14 protein-coding genes are annotated in these 16,393 nt (G+C 71.7%); 10 read left to right on the top strand and 4 right to left on the bottom strand.

Translation table 11 applies throughout. From position 1 onward, the window contains the following. Positions 1–69 precede the first annotated feature (69 nt). Genes DEJ09_RS00870 through DEJ09_RS00860 form a run of 3 tightly spaced genes read left to right on the top strand, consistent with a single transcriptional unit; the run spans position 70 to position 2,316 of the window. Complete coding sequence (locus tag DEJ09_RS00870) at positions 70–642, top strand: transcriptional regulator (RefSeq protein WP_111029949.1); 573 nt, start codon at positions 70–72, stop codon at positions 640–642. Then, on the top strand, positions 627–1,877 hold the full coding sequence (locus DEJ09_RS00865; RefSeq protein WP_111087348.1) for an MFS transporter: 1,251 nt from the start codon (positions 627–629) through the stop codon (positions 1,875–1,877). Before DEJ09_RS00870 ends, DEJ09_RS00865 begins: the two co-directional genes overlap by 16 nt. A 40-nt stretch (positions 1,878–1,917) precedes the next feature. After that, positions 1,918–2,316, top strand: a complete 399-nt coding sequence (locus tag DEJ09_RS00860) for a hypothetical protein (protein WP_146245645.1) — start codon at positions 1,918–1,920, stop codon at positions 2,314–2,316. A 191-nt stretch (positions 2,317–2,507) separates the two neighbouring features. On the opposite strand, the gene DEJ09_RS00855 is transcribed toward DEJ09_RS00860, so the two are convergent. The 3 genes from DEJ09_RS00855 to DEJ09_RS00845 are packed head-to-tail and all read right to left on the bottom strand — an operon-like array spanning position 2,508 to position 6,915. Continuing rightward, entirely contained in the window at positions 2,508–3,041 is a 534-nt protein-coding gene (locus tag DEJ09_RS00855) for a hypothetical protein (RefSeq protein ID WP_146245644.1), read from the bottom strand. Positions 3,042–3,079: 38 nt separating this feature from the next. Beyond that, positions 3,080–5,539 carry a bifunctional lysylphosphatidylglycerol flippase/synthetase MprF gene (locus DEJ09_RS00850; RefSeq protein WP_111087345.1) on the bottom strand — a complete coding sequence of 820 codons (2,460 nt, stop codon included), beginning with the start codon at positions 5,537–5,539 and terminating at the stop codon, positions 3,080–3,082. A gap of 44 nt (positions 5,540–5,583) precedes the next feature. Then, positions 5,584–6,915 carry an esterase family protein gene (locus DEJ09_RS00845; protein ID WP_111087344.1) on the bottom strand — a complete coding sequence of 444 codons (1,332 nt, stop codon included), beginning with the start codon at positions 6,913–6,915 and terminating at the stop codon, positions 5,584–5,586. 183 nt (positions 6,916–7,098) lie between these two features. Between DEJ09_RS00845 and DEJ09_RS00840 the strand changes: the two genes are divergently transcribed. Continuing rightward, entirely contained in the window at positions 7,099–7,791 is a 693-nt protein-coding gene (locus tag DEJ09_RS00840) for a CoA pyrophosphatase (protein ID WP_258372662.1), read from the top strand. Here the strand turns inward: DEJ09_RS00840 and DEJ09_RS00835 are convergent. Continuing rightward, positions 7,703–8,932 (bottom strand): ROK family protein, encoded by a 1,230-nt coding sequence (locus DEJ09_RS00835; RefSeq protein WP_111087343.1) that lies wholly within the window; start codon positions 8,930–8,932, stop codon positions 7,703–7,705. The genes DEJ09_RS00840 and DEJ09_RS00835 overlap by 89 nt on opposite strands. A 132-nt stretch (positions 8,933–9,064) precedes the next feature. Here DEJ09_RS00835 and DEJ09_RS00830 point away from each other — a divergent pair, with 132 nt between their 5' ends. The 6 genes from DEJ09_RS00830 to DEJ09_RS00805 all read left to right on the top strand — a co-directional run bounded on the left by DEJ09_RS00830 (position 9,065) and on the right by DEJ09_RS00805 (position 16,386). Further along, the gene (locus DEJ09_RS00830) at positions 9,065–10,363 is read left to right on the top strand and encodes an ABC transporter substrate-binding protein (RefSeq protein WP_111087342.1); all 1,299 of its coding nucleotides are present in this window, start codon (positions 9,065–9,067) and stop codon (positions 10,361–10,363) included. A 12-nt stretch (positions 10,364–10,375) separates the two neighbouring features. Continuing rightward, entirely contained in the window at positions 10,376–11,332 is a 957-nt protein-coding gene (locus tag DEJ09_RS00825; RefSeq protein ID WP_111087341.1) for a carbohydrate ABC transporter permease, read from the top strand. Then, positions 11,332–12,246, top strand: a complete 915-nt coding sequence (locus tag DEJ09_RS00820; protein WP_111087340.1) for a carbohydrate ABC transporter permease — start codon at positions 11,332–11,334, stop codon at positions 12,244–12,246. Before DEJ09_RS00825 ends, DEJ09_RS00820 begins: the two co-directional genes overlap by 1 nt. Positions 12,247–12,323: 77 nt before the next feature. Then, a complete protein-coding gene (locus tag DEJ09_RS00815) occupies positions 12,324–13,982 on the top strand; it encodes a glycoside hydrolase family 13 protein (RefSeq protein WP_111032940.1) in 1,659 nt (552 codons plus the stop codon). Between the two features lie 251 nt (positions 13,983–14,233). Continuing rightward, positions 14,234–15,169: an ABC transporter ATP-binding protein gene (locus DEJ09_RS00810; protein ID WP_071404266.1), complete on the top strand. Its 936-nt coding sequence runs from the start codon at positions 14,234–14,236 to the stop codon at positions 15,167–15,169. Beyond that, a complete protein-coding gene (locus tag DEJ09_RS00805) occupies positions 15,166–16,386 on the top strand; it encodes an ABC transporter permease (RefSeq protein WP_111087339.1) in 1,221 nt (406 codons plus the stop codon). The genes DEJ09_RS00810 and DEJ09_RS00805 overlap by 4 nt, the downstream gene beginning before the upstream one ends. Positions 16,387–16,393 lie beyond the last annotated feature (7 nt).

The following is a 16,393-nucleotide window of genomic DNA, read 5'->3' as shown; positions in this document are numbered from 1 at the left end:
ACGGACGCCCCGCGGTTGCGCCTGTTCGAAACAATTCCACAAGACTTCTTGTGCGTATAGGGTCGCACCATGACCCAAGGACGGATCGACGACCCCGCCCAGATGCGCGCCCTCGCTCACCCGACACGCCTGCGCATCCTCGGCCTGTTGCGTGCGAACGGCCCGCAAACCGCCGCGACGATCGGCGAGGTGATCGACGAAGCGCCCGGCACGATCAGCTACCACTGCACCCGACTCGCCGCCGCGGGCTTCATCGAACCCGCTCCCGACGCGGGCACGGACCGACGTGAGCGCTGGTGGCGAGCCGCGCACGACGCCTCCGTGTGGGAGCTCGCCGATGCGCTCGACGACCCGGAGCGGTTGCTCGCCACCAACACCCTCGACCACGCGGTCGCCCGCGTGTACGCCGCGAACTACGAGGCGTTCGTCGACCTCGCGCCGACGTTCGGACGCGAGTGGGTGTCGGCGTCCTCGAGCTCGGACCGCGTGCTCCGCCTGACGGCAGCCGAGCTCCAGGACATGGGCGAGGAACTCCGCGGCGTCGTGGACCGCTGGGCTGGTGTCGCTGCCGAGCACCACGCCGGCGACGGCTCCGAGCAGGTCTTCGTGCTGAACCAGGCATACCGATGGCCTCGCGGCTGAGCCCCCGGGCGCAACTGCGCGCACTGCTCGCGGTGCAGGTGGTGTCGCGCGTCGGGAACGTCATCACCACCATCACCGTGCCGTTCGCCGTCCTCGCGCGTGGCGGCTCCGCCACCGACGTCGGCATCGCCGCGTTCATGGCGACGGTGCCGATCGTGCTCGGCGGCCCGTTCGGCGGTGCCATCGTGGAGCGGGTCGGCTTCGTCCGCTCGAGTGTCGCGTCCGACGTCGTCAGCGGGCTCACCCTGCTCGCGATGCCGGTGCTCGCCTGGACCGTCGGTCTGCCGTTCTGGGCGCTCCTCGCGCTCGTGTTCGTCAGCGGGCTGTTCGACACCCCGGGTGAGTCCGCCCGACGGGTGCTCCTGCCGGGGCTCGCGACCGCGGCAGGCGTGCCGCTCGAACGTGCCGTCGGCCACTTCGAGGCGTCGTCACGGCTGTCGGTGCTGATCGGTGCGCCCCTCGGCGGGACCCTGGTCGCCGTCCTCGGTCCGATGCCGGGTCTCGCCTGCGTGGCGATCGCCTTCGGGGCAGCCGCGATGCTCATGGCGCTGACGGTCCGCGGTGCGGTGGCGCCGGTCGCGTCCGGCGAGCCCGTGGAGTCGCAGGGGTACTGGCGCGACATCGCCGACGGGTTCCGGTTCTGCGTCCGCGATCCCCTGTTCCGGCTCGTGGTCGCGCTGGTGCTCGTGACGAACCTGCTCGACGCCGCACGCTCGACCACGCTCCTGCCGCTCTACGCCGACCAGCAGCTCGGCGGCGCGCAGGCGCTCGGGCTCGTCACCGGTGTCTTCGGGGGTGCGGCGTTCCTCGGCTCCGTCGCCTTCGGGTACGTGGCGCACCGCGTGCCACGGCGGTTGGTCTTCGCCCTGTGCTTCGTGCTCGCCGGCGGGCCGTCCCTGGTGGTCCCGGCGCTCGGGCTCGGCCTGCCGTGGATGCTCGCCTCGGCTGCGCTGTCCGGGCTGGCGGCCGGGTCGATCAACCCGATCCTCGGAGCCGTCGAGCTCGAGCGGATCCCGGAGCACATGCGCGCGCGGGTGTTCGGCCTGCTCGGTGCCGGCGCGTGGGCGGGCATCCCCGTCGGCGGCCTGCTCGCCGGGCTCGCTGCCGACGGTGTGGGGGTCGAGGCCACCTTCGCCGTCGTCGCGGTCGTGTACACGGTCGTGACGCTCACGCCGCTGCTCGGCGGATCATGGCGGCTGATGGAACGCCGCTCGGTCACGGTGTCGGCGGCTTGACGTCCGGTGGTCCGCCCGAACCGCCGCCTAGGCTGCGGAGGTGACCAGGCACCGGACGAACACCCGACGAGCGATCGTCGTGACCGTTCTGATCGTCAGTGCCGCGGCGCTCCTGTTCATCGGCCTGCGCACCGCACTGTTGTTCATGGGCGCGACGGAAGGCGACGTGCCGGCGACGGCGTCGATCCCCCTGCCGGCCGGGAGCAGGGTGGTCGACGAGGACGAGCAGTGCGCGTCCGGCGGGTGCTGGTCGCTCGTGTCCGTGCAGCCGCCGTCGGGGATGAGCCCGACCGAACTGTCGACGACGTTGGGCACTGAACCGTTCGCGAGGCTGCCCGGGAGCCTGTGGGACCCACGCGTCATCAACCTGACGTCAGAAGTCCAGGGAGACCTCCTCGTGATCCAGGCGGACTACTGGTCCCGCGAGCCCTCTCCCTGACGCCCGGAAGACCACACGAGGCGGCCGTGCCTGGAGGGACGGTGCCAGCTGGCACCGCGCCTCCCGTCCGCCCTGTGGTCGCGTCGACGACGCGTCAGGCTTCCCAGGGCCAGTAGGTCTGGCAGGTCTCGGGGCCGCCGTTCGTCGAGCCGCAGACCTCCACCGGCCCCCAGATGCTTGACGACCAGGGTTCAGCCGCTGCTGCGCTCCCGACGGCGAACCCGCAGCGTGCCGATCCCCTGCACGATGCAGACGACGCCGCTCGCGACGACGATGACCCCGGTCACGATCCGACCGACGGAGACCCCGCCGAACAGCAGCGGCGCGACCGCGACGCCGATGAAGATCGCCCCCATCACGATGACGACGACCGGGTTCTGGGCGACGAAGAACCGGCGCCCACCGTTCGCTTCGGCGATCGCCCGGTCCCGGGCACGCGGGACGGCGTCCGGCGACCGACCAGCGCGGCGATCTGCACGCCGTCGCCGGCCGCGCAGGACCAACCACACCGCCGCGCCGATGACCACGGCCGCTCCGATCGCGATCCACTCGACGAGCTGGAAGAACCCGAAGACCATCACCAGGACGAACCCGACCGCGATGCCCACGAACATGTCCGAGGTCATCCGGTCGGTCCGGCCGTCGACACTCGTGACGTAACCGGGGCGGCGTTCGTACGGATCGTGCTCGTCCACGGCCGGTCTGTCGGCCCGTTCGGTTCCCATGCTCCGAACGTACCGACGGCGCTGGGGAACCGTCCGGGTCAGCCGACCCGTTCCCCCGGCTGCTCGGCCCGGACCCCGTGTGCCGGACGCCGCTCCCGCACGATCGCTACCGCCTGGCGCAGCGACAACCCCGGCAGGTAGGTACGGACGATCGCGACGCCGATCGTGGGCAGCGCCACCGGGTCCGGGTACGCCATCACCAGCGGGTGCAGGTCTGGCCCGAACTTCGCCTTGAAGCGCAGCAGGGAGCGGAACCCGTACACGGGCTCGAGCGCACCGCCGACGACGTCGAGGAACGATTCGACGCCGCTCCGGCCGGCTCCCTGTGGTTCCGCCGAGGACGCGAGCGGGGCCGCGGACAGGCTGAGCCGCTCGGCACCGTCGGCGCGCATCCGGTCGACCGCACTCGCGACCAGGAACTCCATCACACCGTTCGGAGCGTCCGGGGCGCGGCGCATCACGTCGAGCGTCCATCCGACCACCTGCCCGGCGCGGTACGCCGGCAGCCAGCTGGTGACGGCGAGCACCGAGCCGTCCTCGCCCAGGGCGACGAGCGTGCGGACGGCGGGGTCGCGCATCTCGTCGATCCCGCCCAGGGTGAACCCCATCTCGGGCAGTTCGCGCTCGGCGACCCACTCCTCCGAGATCGCCTCGATCTGGCGGGTGACCGAGCCGGGCAGCGAGGCCCAGTCCGACCAGAGTGCGGTGGTGCCGGACCGTGCGGCCTTGTTGACGGCCGTGCGGACGTCCTGCTTGCGCTTGCCCGTCGTGGTCCAGGTGCGGGGGTCGAGGTCGGCGTCCTCGGCCACGGGGAGGGTCGTCCAACCGAGTCGGGCGAGCGCCGCGCCGAGGGTGGCGTCGATGCCGTAGAAGACGGGCGTCCAGCCGTGGTCGTCCGCGGCCCGTGCGAAGCCCTCGAGTGCCGCCAGCCGCGCGTCCTCGTGTCCGAAGGGGCCACCGGTCGTCACGGCGACGCTCCCGGTGCGGTGGTAGGCGACACCGGCGCGGCCGTCCTCGGTGAACCAGTACTCGTTGCCGGGCCAGGTGGTCATCCACCCGAAGGTGTCACCACCGCCGGCGACCAGGAGCGCCCGAGCGGCCACCCGAGCGGCGTCCTGCCCGTCGAGGTCGCTGTCCGAGCGTCCTGCCCCGGTCGGCCGGACCGCGGCGATCGCCACGGCGAGCCACAGGAGCGGGCCGGAGACACCCACGACGAACCGCAGCGCCGGGTCGGCCTGCGCCAGGTGCGTCGGCAGCGTCACGGGGGCGATCGGGCCGAGCACGGCGAGCGCCAGGTGGAGGGGCTCGCGCACGCTGTCGCCCGAGGCCACGGCGACACCGACGACGACGACCGCGAGCACCACGGCCGAACCGGCGACCGTCAGGACGAAGGTCCGCAGTCGTCGCTGGTCGGTCCGGACCGGGAAGTCCGCGCGGCGCAGGACGAGCACCACGGCGGTCGCGATCGGCACCAGCACCGACGCGGCGATCGAGAGTGAGACCGCGAGGTGGTCCGACGCCAGGCGCTGCACGACGGCGTGGTGGCGTTCGGGCAGCACCCCGTACGAGACGGCGGTCGCGACGCCGGAGACCAGGTCGACGGTCGCGACGAGCCACAGTGCGAACCGGCTCCCGCTCCGGAGTCCCACCGCGCCGACCGCCAGGACCACGAGCGGCATCACGGCCAGCAGCGAGTGGAACAGGCCGTGCGGGTGCACCTCGGCGAGCGCCCGGACGCAGCTGGCGGTCACCCCGGTCACCGAACAGTGCGGCATCCGTCCGGTCGGCCCGGTGTCGAGCACCACGGCGAGCGGGGCGAGCAGCCCGAACTGCGCACCGGTGACGAGCGCGAGGACGGGCCCGACGGCCGACACGGTCACCGCGGCCACCAGCAGCACCCGGGTCTCGCGTGAGGAGCTCCGGGTCCAGCCGCTCCGTACCGGTGACCGTCGCAGCACGCGGCCGAGCACCAGGCCGACGAGCAGAGCGAGTGCCGCGTGCAGGTCGGACGCGTGTCCGGCGTAGAGCAGCAGTGCCGCGACGACGGCGATCGACACCACCCGGATCCGGCGTCGCCACAGGGCGCCGGCGAACGCGCTCGCGGTGACGATGGTGCCGACGATCCACGTCCAGGGTCCGACGTGCCCCAGGTGCACGAGGAAACCGCGGTTCGCCGGGGCGCCGTCGAACAGCTGCAGCAGGGCGCCGAGCCCCGTCCCCACCACGGTCGTGACGACCATCGCGAGCAGGGTGCGCCGCCAGCCGAGCAGCCGTTCGGACGCCGCGGTGCAGACCACGACGGCGACGAAGGTGACGAGGAACCCGACGACGCTGCTCGTCACCGCGACCACGCCGAGCGGACCCATCGTCCCGCCCAGGGTGTCGGGCGTCCGGCCGTCCTCCGTGCCGAGGCATCGGAGCACCACGGCGGCGATGCCGGCGACGATCGTCAGGGCCGAGACGACGCTCGTCAGCGGGTACCGACGGGCTGCCGGCACGAGCCGTCTCGGATGCGCCCACGCGAGGGCCGCGACCACCGCGCTCACCGCAGGCCCAGGTGCGCGATGACGCCGGGCATCCCGACGCGCAGCGCGTAGCGGACGGTGTTCCAGTCATGGGCGGAGCCCTCGGACACGAACAGCCGGGTCCGCATGCCGGCGGCGTTCGCGGCGGCGCGGAGTGCCGTGGTCGAGGCGACGTAGGGGGCGTCGTCGCTGCCGTAGGCGAACACCGTCAGGTGCCCGGGGTAGGGACCGTGCGCACGCATGATCGCCCGCGGTGCCGCTTCGGCGTACCGCGAGGCCGAGCCGCCGAACCCGTACCGGATGCTGTGCTGGACGGAGCCGTTCAGGGGTGCCAGCTCGCTCGAGATCGCGAAGGTCGTGCCGAACACGTCCGGGTGTGCGGTGGAGAACTGCATGGCACACGTGGCCCCCTGCGAGAACCCGACGATGCCCCAGGCCGAGGGCGCTGCCCCGACGCGCAGGTGCTGCCGGATCCAGTTCGTGGTGTCGGTCATGATGTACGTCGCGGAACGGCCGAGGGACGAGTCGACGCACATCGGGTTCCGGTCCGGTGCCCCGAGTTGATCCGGCGCGACGACGATCGGGGCGAGTCCGTGGTGGGCCTCGGCGAACGCGTCCATCACCGCGCCGAGCCGACCGGCCTGGAACATGTCGCTCGGCTGCCCGGGTTGCCCGGCCAGGCTGATCACGACCGGCAGGGTCGGTGGTCGCTCGGTCAGGGCGGCCGGCGGCAGGTACACCACCGCCGGCCGTGCGTGGAAGTGGGCGACGGTCGACGGGATGGTGACCGAGAGCACCTTCCCGCGTCGCGGCATGCCGGCGGGGGCCCGCCAAGTGGCCGGGTCCACCACCGGACTGGAGGCGCGCCCCACCCCCGTCTCGTGTCCCAGCGGACCCGACGGGTACGGATCGGTCGTCACGGCCTGCTCGATCGTGCGGTACGCCCCGAAGTCGACGTTGACGCCGAGGACGGCGGCCAGGGCCACCGCCACCGCCACGAGCACGCCGAGCACGCGGCGGAGCCAGCCGCCCTGGACGACCGTCACGACGAGGAGCCCGACACCGCCGAACGCAAGGGCCACCCACATCCGGGTGATCGGGGTGAACGACACCCCGTACAGGTCCTGCACGTCCCCGAACCACCACACCGCGACCAGGCCGATCACGGCGCCGACAGCCACGGCACCGAGCCGCCAGAGCAGGCCCCGGACCGGATGGCGGGAGTGACGACCGAACGCCGGCAGGAGCGCGGCGACGGTGAGGAGCCCCGCGGCGACGTCCACCGGGACGAGCACGGACGGTGCGACGACGGCGACGTGGAACAGGGGACGGAGCAGATCGTGGAACATGGGGCCTCCCGGCGGACGGTGCAATCGTGGCGGCGGCCTGCTGCGAACGGGGCACCGAGGCGCTTCCGGTTCGCACAGTTCCCACCTGTGCGGCTCCCAGACGGCACTCGAACAACGCCCAGTGAGGCGTCCGGTGCGACGCTGCCGCGGGACCGCTCGGTGGCGCGCACCTAGGGTGAACGAGTGACGCACGACGGATCGGTACGGGCTGCTCTCGCGGCGGTCGCAGCGGACGGCTGGGGCGACGGTGGGCCGCTCGTCGAACCCGGCGGCACGGCCTCACCACGTCGGGCCGCGGTCCTGATGCTCTTCGGCGCGCTCGACCACACGCCGAGTGACCGACCGGCAGCAGCGCCCGGTGTCCCGCGGGACCTCGACGTCCTGCTCCTCGCCCGGGCCACGACCCTGCGCGCGCACGCCGGCGAGGTCGCGTTCCCCGGTGGACGCATCGACCCCGGTGACGCGGACGCCGTCGCCGCCGCACTCCGCGAGGCACAGGAGGAGACGGGCCTCGACCCCGCCGGCGTCGAGGTGCTCGGCACCCTGCCGGCCGTGCCGCTGGCGTTCTCGAACCACCTGGTCCGACCCGTCATCGGCTGGTGGCGCGACCCCTCACCGATCCGCGTCGTCGACGAGCACGAGTCGGCGGCGGTGTTCCGGGTCCCCGTGGCCGACCTGCTCGATCCGGCGAACCGCGGCGTGACCGTGATCCGCCGCAGTGGTCAGGAGTGGCGCGGACCGGCGTTCACCATCGAGGCCGACGGGGACGAGCACCTGGTGTGGGGCTTCACCGCGATGCTGCTGGATGCACTGTTCGACCGACTCGGCTGGACGGAACCGTGGGACCGGAGCCTCGAGGTGCCGCTGCCCGACTGAGCAGCGGGAACGACAGCGGGTCGGCCCGCACCGCGTCGACCGCGTGGGCCACGGCCCCGATGACGACCACGTCGGCCCCGAGCGACGACGCGACGAGTTCGGGCACCGGGTCGAAGTGCCCCTTGGCGAGCAGGTCGCGCGCGCGGTCGATGACGGCGACCGCGGGCTGGGCGATCGCGCCGGCGACCACCACGCGGTCGATGTCGAGCAGGCTCGCGAGCAGGATGCAGACCCGGGCCAGGCGGTCACCCAGACGGTCGACGATCGTGCGCGCGACCGGATCACCGCTCCGTGCGGCCGCGAACACCAGGGCGGCGTCCGCGGCGAGCGCGGCGTCCGCGGGGATGTGCCCGGCAGCGACAGCGTCGGCCACGAAGGTGCGGGCGACCGCGCCGATGCCGTCGGAGGAGCCGACACCCTCGACGAGTTCGAGCACCCGCATCTCCCCGGCACCACCGTGGGCACCGCGCAGCAGGACCCCGTCGACGACGAGGCCTGCGCCGAAGCGTTCGCCGGACAGCAGCGCCGCGAACGAGGCGTCACCCGAGGACGGCCGTTCGGCGAGCGCGGCGAGGTTCGCGTCGTTCTCGACCAGCACCCGCCCGTCCGGCACGGCGTCGGCGAACCCCGGGTTCATCCGGACCCAGAAGCCGCCGTCGTCGGGCGAGGCACCGGCGGCGTCGACCGGCGCCGGGATGCCCACGACCGTGACCAGGACCCGTCCGCGGTCGACGTCGGCCGAGGCGAGGGCGGCGGCCACGGTGTCGGCGAGGACCCCGAGTCGAACGGGCACGTCGAGGCCTGATTCTCCGAGCGACCCCTCGGCGCGACCGAGCACCGTGCCGCGCAGGTCGGCAACGAAGGCGGTGACCCGGTGCTGGCCGGCGTCCACACCGACGACGACCCCGGCGACCGTGTCGAGCTCGTAGCGCCGGGCGGGGCGTCCCATCCGGTACTCCCCCGCGGCCCGGGCATCGTCGAGTTCGCGGAGCCAGCCGAGCCGCACGAGCTCTTCGGCCGCCCCGAGCACGGTCGACCGGGTCAGGCCGGTGGCGTCGATCGCCTCGGTCGCGGTGAACGCGGACGAGTCGAAGGCGTACGCGAGCAGCGTCTCTGCGCTCGTTCCACGGGGTGGCGGCATGTCGTGACCCTATCGCGCGACGAGTTCCTTGCGGAATTAGATTTTCTCGCTACATTTAGTTCCGCGGGCAGCATCGGAGCCGCTCGCGGGACGGAACGGCAGGGACGCCGGGTCCGGACGGACGGAGACGACGTGCAAGCACACGCCACCGCCAGGAGCGCAGCATCGGTCAGCCGACGCGGGTTCCTGCTGGGAGCGGGCGGCATCGGGGCGGGCCTCGCGCTCGCCGGATGCGCCCCGATCGGGTCCTCGAGCGCCAAGCCGGAGACCATCACGTTCTACGTGTCGAAGCCCGAGGTCATCGGCTACTTCGACGACGTCATCGCGCAGTTCCACCAGAGCCAGTCGAAGGTCCGGGTCGTGCGCGACTCGACCTCGAGCATGTCCGCGAACTTCGTGCGGAACCGGCCGCCGGACCTCGGCTGCTGGAACTACAACTTCTCGGTCGTGCCGTTCGTCGAGCACGGCGCGCTGACCGACCTGTCCGACCTGCCGCAGGCCGACACCATCAACCCCGACCTGTGGCCGCTCATGGAGCAGACCGCCGACTACCCCGGCCGGAAGAGCGCCCTGCCGTACTCGGTGACGGCGGCGTCGGTGATCTACAACAAGGCGCTCTTCGCGCAGCAGGGGCTCGAGGTCCCGACGACGTGGAGCGAGTTCGCCGACGTGTGCGAGCGCCTGACCAAGGCCGGCATCGCGCCGATCTACGGCACGTTCAAGGACAACTGGACGATCGCCCAGGGCATGTTCGACTACTCGATCGGCGGCATGATCGACACCCCGGCGACCTTCGAGGCACTCCGGCGCGAGGGCACGAACGTCGGCAGGGGATCCGCGGTCTCGTTCGAGCGCGACCTGCGGAAGCCGATGGATCGCATGGTGCAGCTCCGCGCCTGGCACCAGGACGGCGCCGCGAGCCGCGGGTACGGCGACGGCAACCTCGCCTTCGCCCAGGGCAAGGCGGGCATGTACCTGCAGGGGCCGTGGGCCCTCGGCGAGATCGCCAAGACCACGAAGGACATGGACCTCGGCACCTTCCCGCTCCCCGTCACCGACGACCCGGCCGACCGCAAGGTCCGCGTGAACGTCGACCTGGCGCTCTGGATCCCGGAGGCGTCGCGCAAGCAGGAGGCCGCCCGCGAGTTCCTGTCGTTCCTGATGACCAAGCAGGTCAACGACAAGTACAACGCGGACAACAACGGCTTCGGGGTGCGCAAGGACGCTCCCCCGGCGTCGAACCCCGCCCTCCGTGGCATGCAGTCGTACTACGACGATGCAGCCTTCTACCTCGGCGCCTCGCAGCTCATCCCCGCCGAGATCCCGGTCGCGAACTACGCGCAGTCGATCGCCTTCGGCGGCGACCCGCAGCGCCAGCTCCGCACCCTCGACGCCGACTGGGCGCGTCTCGCGCTCCGCACGGCCGCGTAAGGAGACGTCCGAATGGCAACCACGACCACCGAATCCATCACGACGGCGGACCGCCGCCGCCGTGGCGGAGCCGCACCGGGCCTCCAGGCCGGACGACGGGACGGACGACGCAAGCCCCGCGTCGACCCGCTCTTCCTGGCGTTCCTGCTACCCACCCTGGTGCTCTTCACGCTCGCCATCACGCTGCCGGCCGTGATGGGCATCGTGCTGAGCTTCACGAACTCCGTCGGCTTCGGCGAGTTCCGCTTCACCGGGCTCACCAACTACATCGCGGTGTTCTCCGACCCCGCGATCCTGCAGGCGTACCTGTTCACGCTCGGCTTCTCACTCGTCACCGTGATCGTCGTGAACGCGATCGCGTTCCTGCTCGCCATCGCGCTGACGTCGAAGATCCGCGGCAAGATCGCGCTGCGTGCGGTGTTCGTGCTGCCGATGGTGATCTCGGGCATCGTCATCGCCTACGTGTTCTCGTTCCTGTTCGCGAACAGCCTGCCGGCCTTCGCCACCGCGATCGGCTTCGGGCCGCTCGAGCAGAGCATCCTGGCGAACCCCGACCTGGCCTGGCTGGCGATCGTCGTCGTCACCGCCTGGCAGGCGATCCCGTCGACGCTCCTCATCTACATCGCCGGCGTCCTCTCGATCCCCGGCGAGGTGTACGAGGCAGCAGCCCTCGACGGTGCCAGCGCGTGGCGGCAGCTCATCTCGATCACCGCACCGCTGACGGCGGGCTACATCCTGATCAACCTGGTCATCGGGTTCAAGAACTTCCTGAACTCGTACGACATCATCGTCGGCCTGACCGACGGCGGCCCCGGCACCTCGACCACCAGTGTCGCGATGTCGATCTTCAAGGGCTTCAACGGCGGCGACTACGCCTACCAGATGGCGAACGCCACGATCTTCTTCGTCATCGCGGTCGTCATCGCCGTGATCCAGCTGCGGGCGACCCGCGGGAAGGCAGCGCTCTGATGTCCCTGCAAGCACCCCTGCGACCGGGGACCACCGCGACCGGCAGCATCCGTTCCGTCGACGCTGACCGGTCCTCCGGCTCGGGCAAGGCCGGCCGCGCTCGTTCGAACTGGCCCGTCACCGTCGTCCTCGTGCTGTGCGCGCTGTCGGTGCTCGTGCCGCTGTACGTCACCCTGACGATGGCGTTCAAGACCACCGGCCAGGCCGTCGACGGCAACGCGTTCTCGCTGCCGGCACCGTTCAGCGTCGACGGCTTCGTGCAGGCGTGGCAGCTGACCGACTTCCCGCGGGCGTTCGGGGTCTCGGTGTTCGTCGCCGCGATCACCGTCGTCGGCACGATCCTGCTCGCCTCGTTCACGGCCTACGCGATCGCCCGGAACTGGGACCGCCGGCTGTTCCGCTGGTCGTTCTTCTACCTGCTCGCGGCGATGTTCCTGCCGTTCCCGGTGCTCGCGCTGTCGCAGGTGAAGCTCACCGGGCTCGCGCACCTGGACAACCCGCTCGGCGTCGCGATCCTGCACGTCATGTTCCAGCTGTCCTTCAGCGTGCTGCTCTTCACGGCCTTCCTGCGGTCGATCCCGGCGGAACTGGAGGAGAGTGCACGCATCGACGGTGCGAGCACGGGGCAGGTGTTCTGGCGACTCGTGTTCCCGCTGCTGGCACCGATGAGCGCCACCGTCGGCATCTTCGCGTTCCTCGCGTCCTGGAACGACTTCGTGATGCCGTCGCTGATCACCTCCGACCCGGCGCTGCAGACCCTGCCGGTGCTGCAGCAGATGTTCCAGACGCAGTTCAGCAACAACTACAACGTGTCGTTCGCCTCGTACCTGATGGCGATGGCCCCGGCGATCATCGTCTACCTCGTCACCCAGCGGTGGGTGATGGCCGGCGTGACCCAGGGGGCCATCAAGTGACCGACACCGCCGGTGCGGGCCCGACCGACACACACCCCTCGAACCCGACGACCCCCTCGACCCACGAAAGGCCCGACGTGACCGACACCCTCGCCCAGCCCGCCACCACCTCGCACGACGAGACCTGGTGGCGCCAGGCCAGCGTCTACCAGATCTACCCCCGCTCGTTCGCCGACGCGAACGGCGACGGCATCGGCGACCTGCCCGGCATCACCGAGCGGGTGCCGTACCTGGCCTCACTCGGCATCGAGGCCGTCTGGCTCAGCCCCTTCTACCCGTCCGCCCTGGCCGACGGCGGCTACGACGTCGACGACTACCGGGGCGTCGACCCGCGCCTCGGCACCCTCGACGACTTCGACCGGATGGTCGAGGCACTGCACGCCGCCGGCATCCGGGTGATCGTCGACGTCGTCCCGAACCACACGAGCGACCGGCACGAGTGGTTCCGCGAGGCGCTCGCAGCGCCCAAGGGCTCCCCCGCCCGCGACCGCTACGTGTTCCGCGACGGCAGCGGACCGTCCGGCGAGGAAGCCCCCGCCGACTGGATCTCGATCTTCGGTGGCCCGGCCTGGACCGCCGTCGGCGACGGTCAGTGGTACCTGCACAGCTTCGCGAAGGAGCAGCCCGACCTGAACTGGGCGAACCGCGAGGTCCGCGACGACTTCCTGCACACCCTGCGCTTCTGGTCCGACCGCGGCGTCGACGGGTTCCGCATCGACGTGGCCCACGGCCTGGCGAAGGACCTGGGCGAGACCCTGCCCACCTGGGCCGAGCTCGCCGAGATGCCGAAGGACGGCACGCACCCGCTCTGGGACCGTGACGACGTGCACGAGATCTACGCCGAGTGGCGGACGGTCTTCAACGAGTACACGCCGGCCCGCACCGCGGTCGCCGAGGCCTGGGTCCCCGCGCACCGCCGTGCCCGCTACGCCAGCGCCGAGGGGCTCGGTCAGGCGTTCAACTTCGACCTGCTCGAGGCCGACTTCGACGCCGGCCAGTTCCGCACGATCATCGAGTTCAACCTCGGCCTCGCCGAGCAGTCCGGCTCGTCGACCACGTGGGTGTTCTCGAACCACGACGTCGTCCGGCACGCCACCCGCTACGCCCTGCCGCCCCGCGCCGGTGGCACCGACAAGCAGGGCAGCGCGTGGCTGCTCGCCGGTGGCTCGCAGGACGCGCTCGACCGGTCGCTCGGCCTGCGTCGCGCGCAGGCCGCGACGCTGCTCGAGCTCGCCCTGCCCGGCTCCGCCTACCTGTACCAGGGCGAGGAGCTCGGGCTGCACGAGGTCGGCGACATCCCGGACGCCGACCGCCAGGACCCGGCGTTCTTCCGCAACCCGGGCGTCGACGTCGGTCGTGACGGCTGCCGCGTTCCGATCCCGTGGACGCGCACCGGCTCGTCGTTCGGCTTCGGTCCGGACGGCTCGCACCTGCCGCAGCCGGCGTGGTTCGCCGACTCCAGCGTCGAGGCCGAGGACGCCGACCCCGACTCGACCCTCAACCTGTACCGGAAGGCGCTCGGCCTGCGTGGCCAGCTGCAGTCCGAGGAACAGCTCGAGTGGATCGAGACCGGCCGCGACGACGTGCTCGCGTTCCGTCGGCCGAACGGCTGGACGAGCGTGACGGTCTTCGGCGACGAGCCCTTCGCGCTGCCGGCCGGCGAGCTGCTGCTCGCCTCGGCCCCGGTGGTCGACGGCGCCCTGTCGGGCGTGGGGACGGCCTGGTTGCGTTCCTGACGCGAGCCGCGCCCTGGGCGCGACCGGACGACGGACGGGAGGCGCGGTGCCAGCTGGCACCGCGCCTCCCGTCCGCCGTGTCCCGCGTCTGCCCGCGGAACCCGGCGTACCCGGCGGAAACGGGCGTACCGGGTCGAAACGGGCGTACCTGCCGGAAGCGGGCGTACCGGGTCGAGAGTTCCGACCAAGTACGCCCGTTCTCGCATCCCATCGCAGCCGTTCTGGGAAGGAAGTCCCGGTAGGGTCGCCGCATGAGCGGGGCGAGCATCAGCGTGCAGGACTTCGTGATGCGGTTCGGGGACCGCAACGTGGTCGACGGACTGTCGTTCGACGTCGCCCCCGGCGAGACGTTCGGGCTGCTCGGCAGCAACGGTTCCGGCAAGACCACGACGATCCGGGCCCTGCTCGGCATCACCACCCCGACGGCGGGCACGCTGACGATCGACGGCCGCCCCTACCGACCGGCCACCGGCGGCATCGGCTACCTGCCCGAAGAGCGCGGGCTGTACCGCAAGGAGTCCGTCATCGACGTGATGACCTACTTCGGGCGCCTGCGCGGACTCCGCGGTGCCGAGGCGACCGCGTGGAGCATGGACTACCTGGCCCGGGTGGGGCTCGCCGACCGCGCGAAGCTGCGCGTCGACAAACTGTCCGGCGGGCAGCAGCAGAAGGTGCAGCTCGGCATCACGATCATGGACCAGCCCCGGCTGCTCATCCTCGACGAACCGACCAAGGGCCTCGACCCCGTGAACCGGCGGCTCCTGCTCGACCTGGTCGACGAACGGAAGGCCGACGGGGCGACCGTGGTCCTCGTGACACACCACATGGACGAGGTCGAGCGGCTCTGCGACCGCATCCTGCTGCTCAAGGACGGGCGGGCCGCCGCGTACGGATCCGTGCCCGACGTGCAGGACGCCTTCGGCGGCGCCGTCGCCCGCGTCGGGCTCGACGGCCCCGTACCGAAGTCACCGCTGTACCGGCTCGCCCGCCACGAGGGGCACGTCGCGTACCTGGTCCCGACCCAGGCCGCCGCTCCGGACGGTGCGGACGTCCTGGCAGAACTGGTCGCGGCCGGGGTGCACGTCACCGCGTTCGAGATGCGCCGGATCCCGCTCGACGAGATCTTCGTGCAGGTCTACGGGCACGACGCCCTGGCTGCGGCGTCGACCGACGGGGCAGCGGCATGAGCAACCTCGGCACGGTCGTCCGGTTCGAGTTCGTCCGCGCGGTCAAGAAGCCCGCGTTCTGGATCGGCACCCTCGCGCTGCCGATCGTCATCGTGGTCGTCTCGTTGCTCGTGGGCATCGGACAGGCAGCCGGCACCAACTCCGTGGTGTCCGGGTCGTCGGCCACCAAGACCCCGTTCCACTACGTCGACGAGTCCGGCCTGGTGTCGGAGTCCGTGGCCGCGAAGTGGGGCGGGACCCCCTCCACCGACGCCGCCGCCGAACGTGCAGCCGTTCGATCCGGTGACCTCGACGCCTTCATCGTGTTCCCGTCGTCGCCGTCCACGACGGCCATCCGGGTCGACGCCGCCGACCGCGGGCTCTTCGCCAACGGGGTGTACTCGTCGCTGGCCGAGCGGGTGCTCGAGCAGAGCGTCGCCGCGTCGGTCGACGACCCCGAGACCGTGCAGCTGCTCCGCAGTCCGCCCGCCACCGACGTCACCACCTACGCCGACGGCCGGGTTGCCCCGGGCTGGCTGTCCGTCGTGCCGCCGTTCCTGTTCGTCGCCGCGTTCTTCGGGCTCGTCATCCTGCTCGCCGCCCGGATGGTCACCGTCGTGGTCGAGGAGAAGGAGAACCGGATCTCCGAGATGATCCTGACCACGGTGACCGCGGGTGACCTGATCCGCGGCAAGGTCATCGCGATGCTGCTCGTCGGCTTCGTGCAGGTCAGCGTGTTCGTCGTGCCCGGCCTGGTCGGGCTGCTCGTCGCCCTGCCGCTGGTGTCGTCGCAGCTCGGTGGGCTGACCGTCGACCCGTGGCGGATGGTGACCGGGGCGCTGCTGCTCGTCGGCGGGGTGCTGCTGGCGTCCGGGCTGTTCGTCGCCGTCGGGGCCGCCGTCCCGTCGATCAAGGACGCCTCGGCCCTGCAGTCGGCGGCGATCTTCGCGCTGATCATCCCCCTGTACGCGGCGTTCTTCGTGATGACGACGCCGACGTCGCCCGTCGCGCAGTTCTTCACGTACTTCCCGACCTTCACCCCGATCACCGCGATGGTGCGGAACGCCGTCGGGGCCCTGACCGTGGCGGAGTCGGTGGTCTGCATCGTCGAGGTGTTCGTCGTCGCCGGGCTGCTGCTGTGGTTCGCGGAGTACCTGTTCCGGCACTCGGTCGCGCAGTACGGGTCGAAGGTGACAGTGCGGCAGATGTTGTCGTGGCGGCGGGGGCGGCGGGGCTGATCCCCGC

It is taken from the genome of Curtobacterium sp. MCLR17_055, from assembly GCF_003234305.1.
Taxonomy (GTDB): domain Bacteria; phylum Actinomycetota; class Actinomycetes; order Actinomycetales; family Microbacteriaceae; genus Curtobacterium; species Curtobacterium flaccumfaciens.
The sequence above is the reverse complement of the archived record's forward strand: the minus strand, read 5'-3'. Positions and strand labels throughout refer to the sequence as shown.

Coding starts and splice junctions, on each gene's coding strand:
- DEJ09_RS00825 (WP_111087341.1), top strand. CDS start 10,376: ATGGCAACCACGACCACCGAATCCATCACGACGGCGGACCGCCGCCGC.
- DEJ09_RS00805 (WP_111087339.1), top strand. CDS start 15,166: ATGAGCAACCTCGGCACGGTCGTCCGGTTCGAGTTCGTCCGCGCGGTC.
- DEJ09_RS00855 (WP_146245644.1), bottom strand. CDS start 3,041: ATGGGAACCGAACGGGCCGACAGACCGGCCGTGGACGAGCACGATCCG.
- DEJ09_RS00835 (WP_111087343.1), bottom strand. CDS start 8,932: ATGCCGCCACCCCGTGGAACGAGCGCAGAGACGCTGCTCGCGTACGCC.
- DEJ09_RS00820 (WP_111087340.1), top strand. CDS start 11,332: ATGTCCCTGCAAGCACCCCTGCGACCGGGGACCACCGCGACCGGCAGC.
- DEJ09_RS00870 (WP_111029949.1), top strand. CDS start 70: ATGACCCAAGGACGGATCGACGACCCCGCCCAGATGCGCGCCCTCGCT.
- DEJ09_RS00845 (WP_111087344.1), bottom strand. CDS start 6,915: ATGTTCCACGATCTGCTCCGTCCCCTGTTCCACGTCGCCGTCGTCGCA.
- DEJ09_RS00810 (WP_071404266.1), top strand. CDS start 14,234: ATGAGCGGGGCGAGCATCAGCGTGCAGGACTTCGTGATGCGGTTCGGG.
- DEJ09_RS00865 (WP_111087348.1), top strand. CDS start 627: ATGGCCTCGCGGCTGAGCCCCCGGGCGCAACTGCGCGCACTGCTCGCG.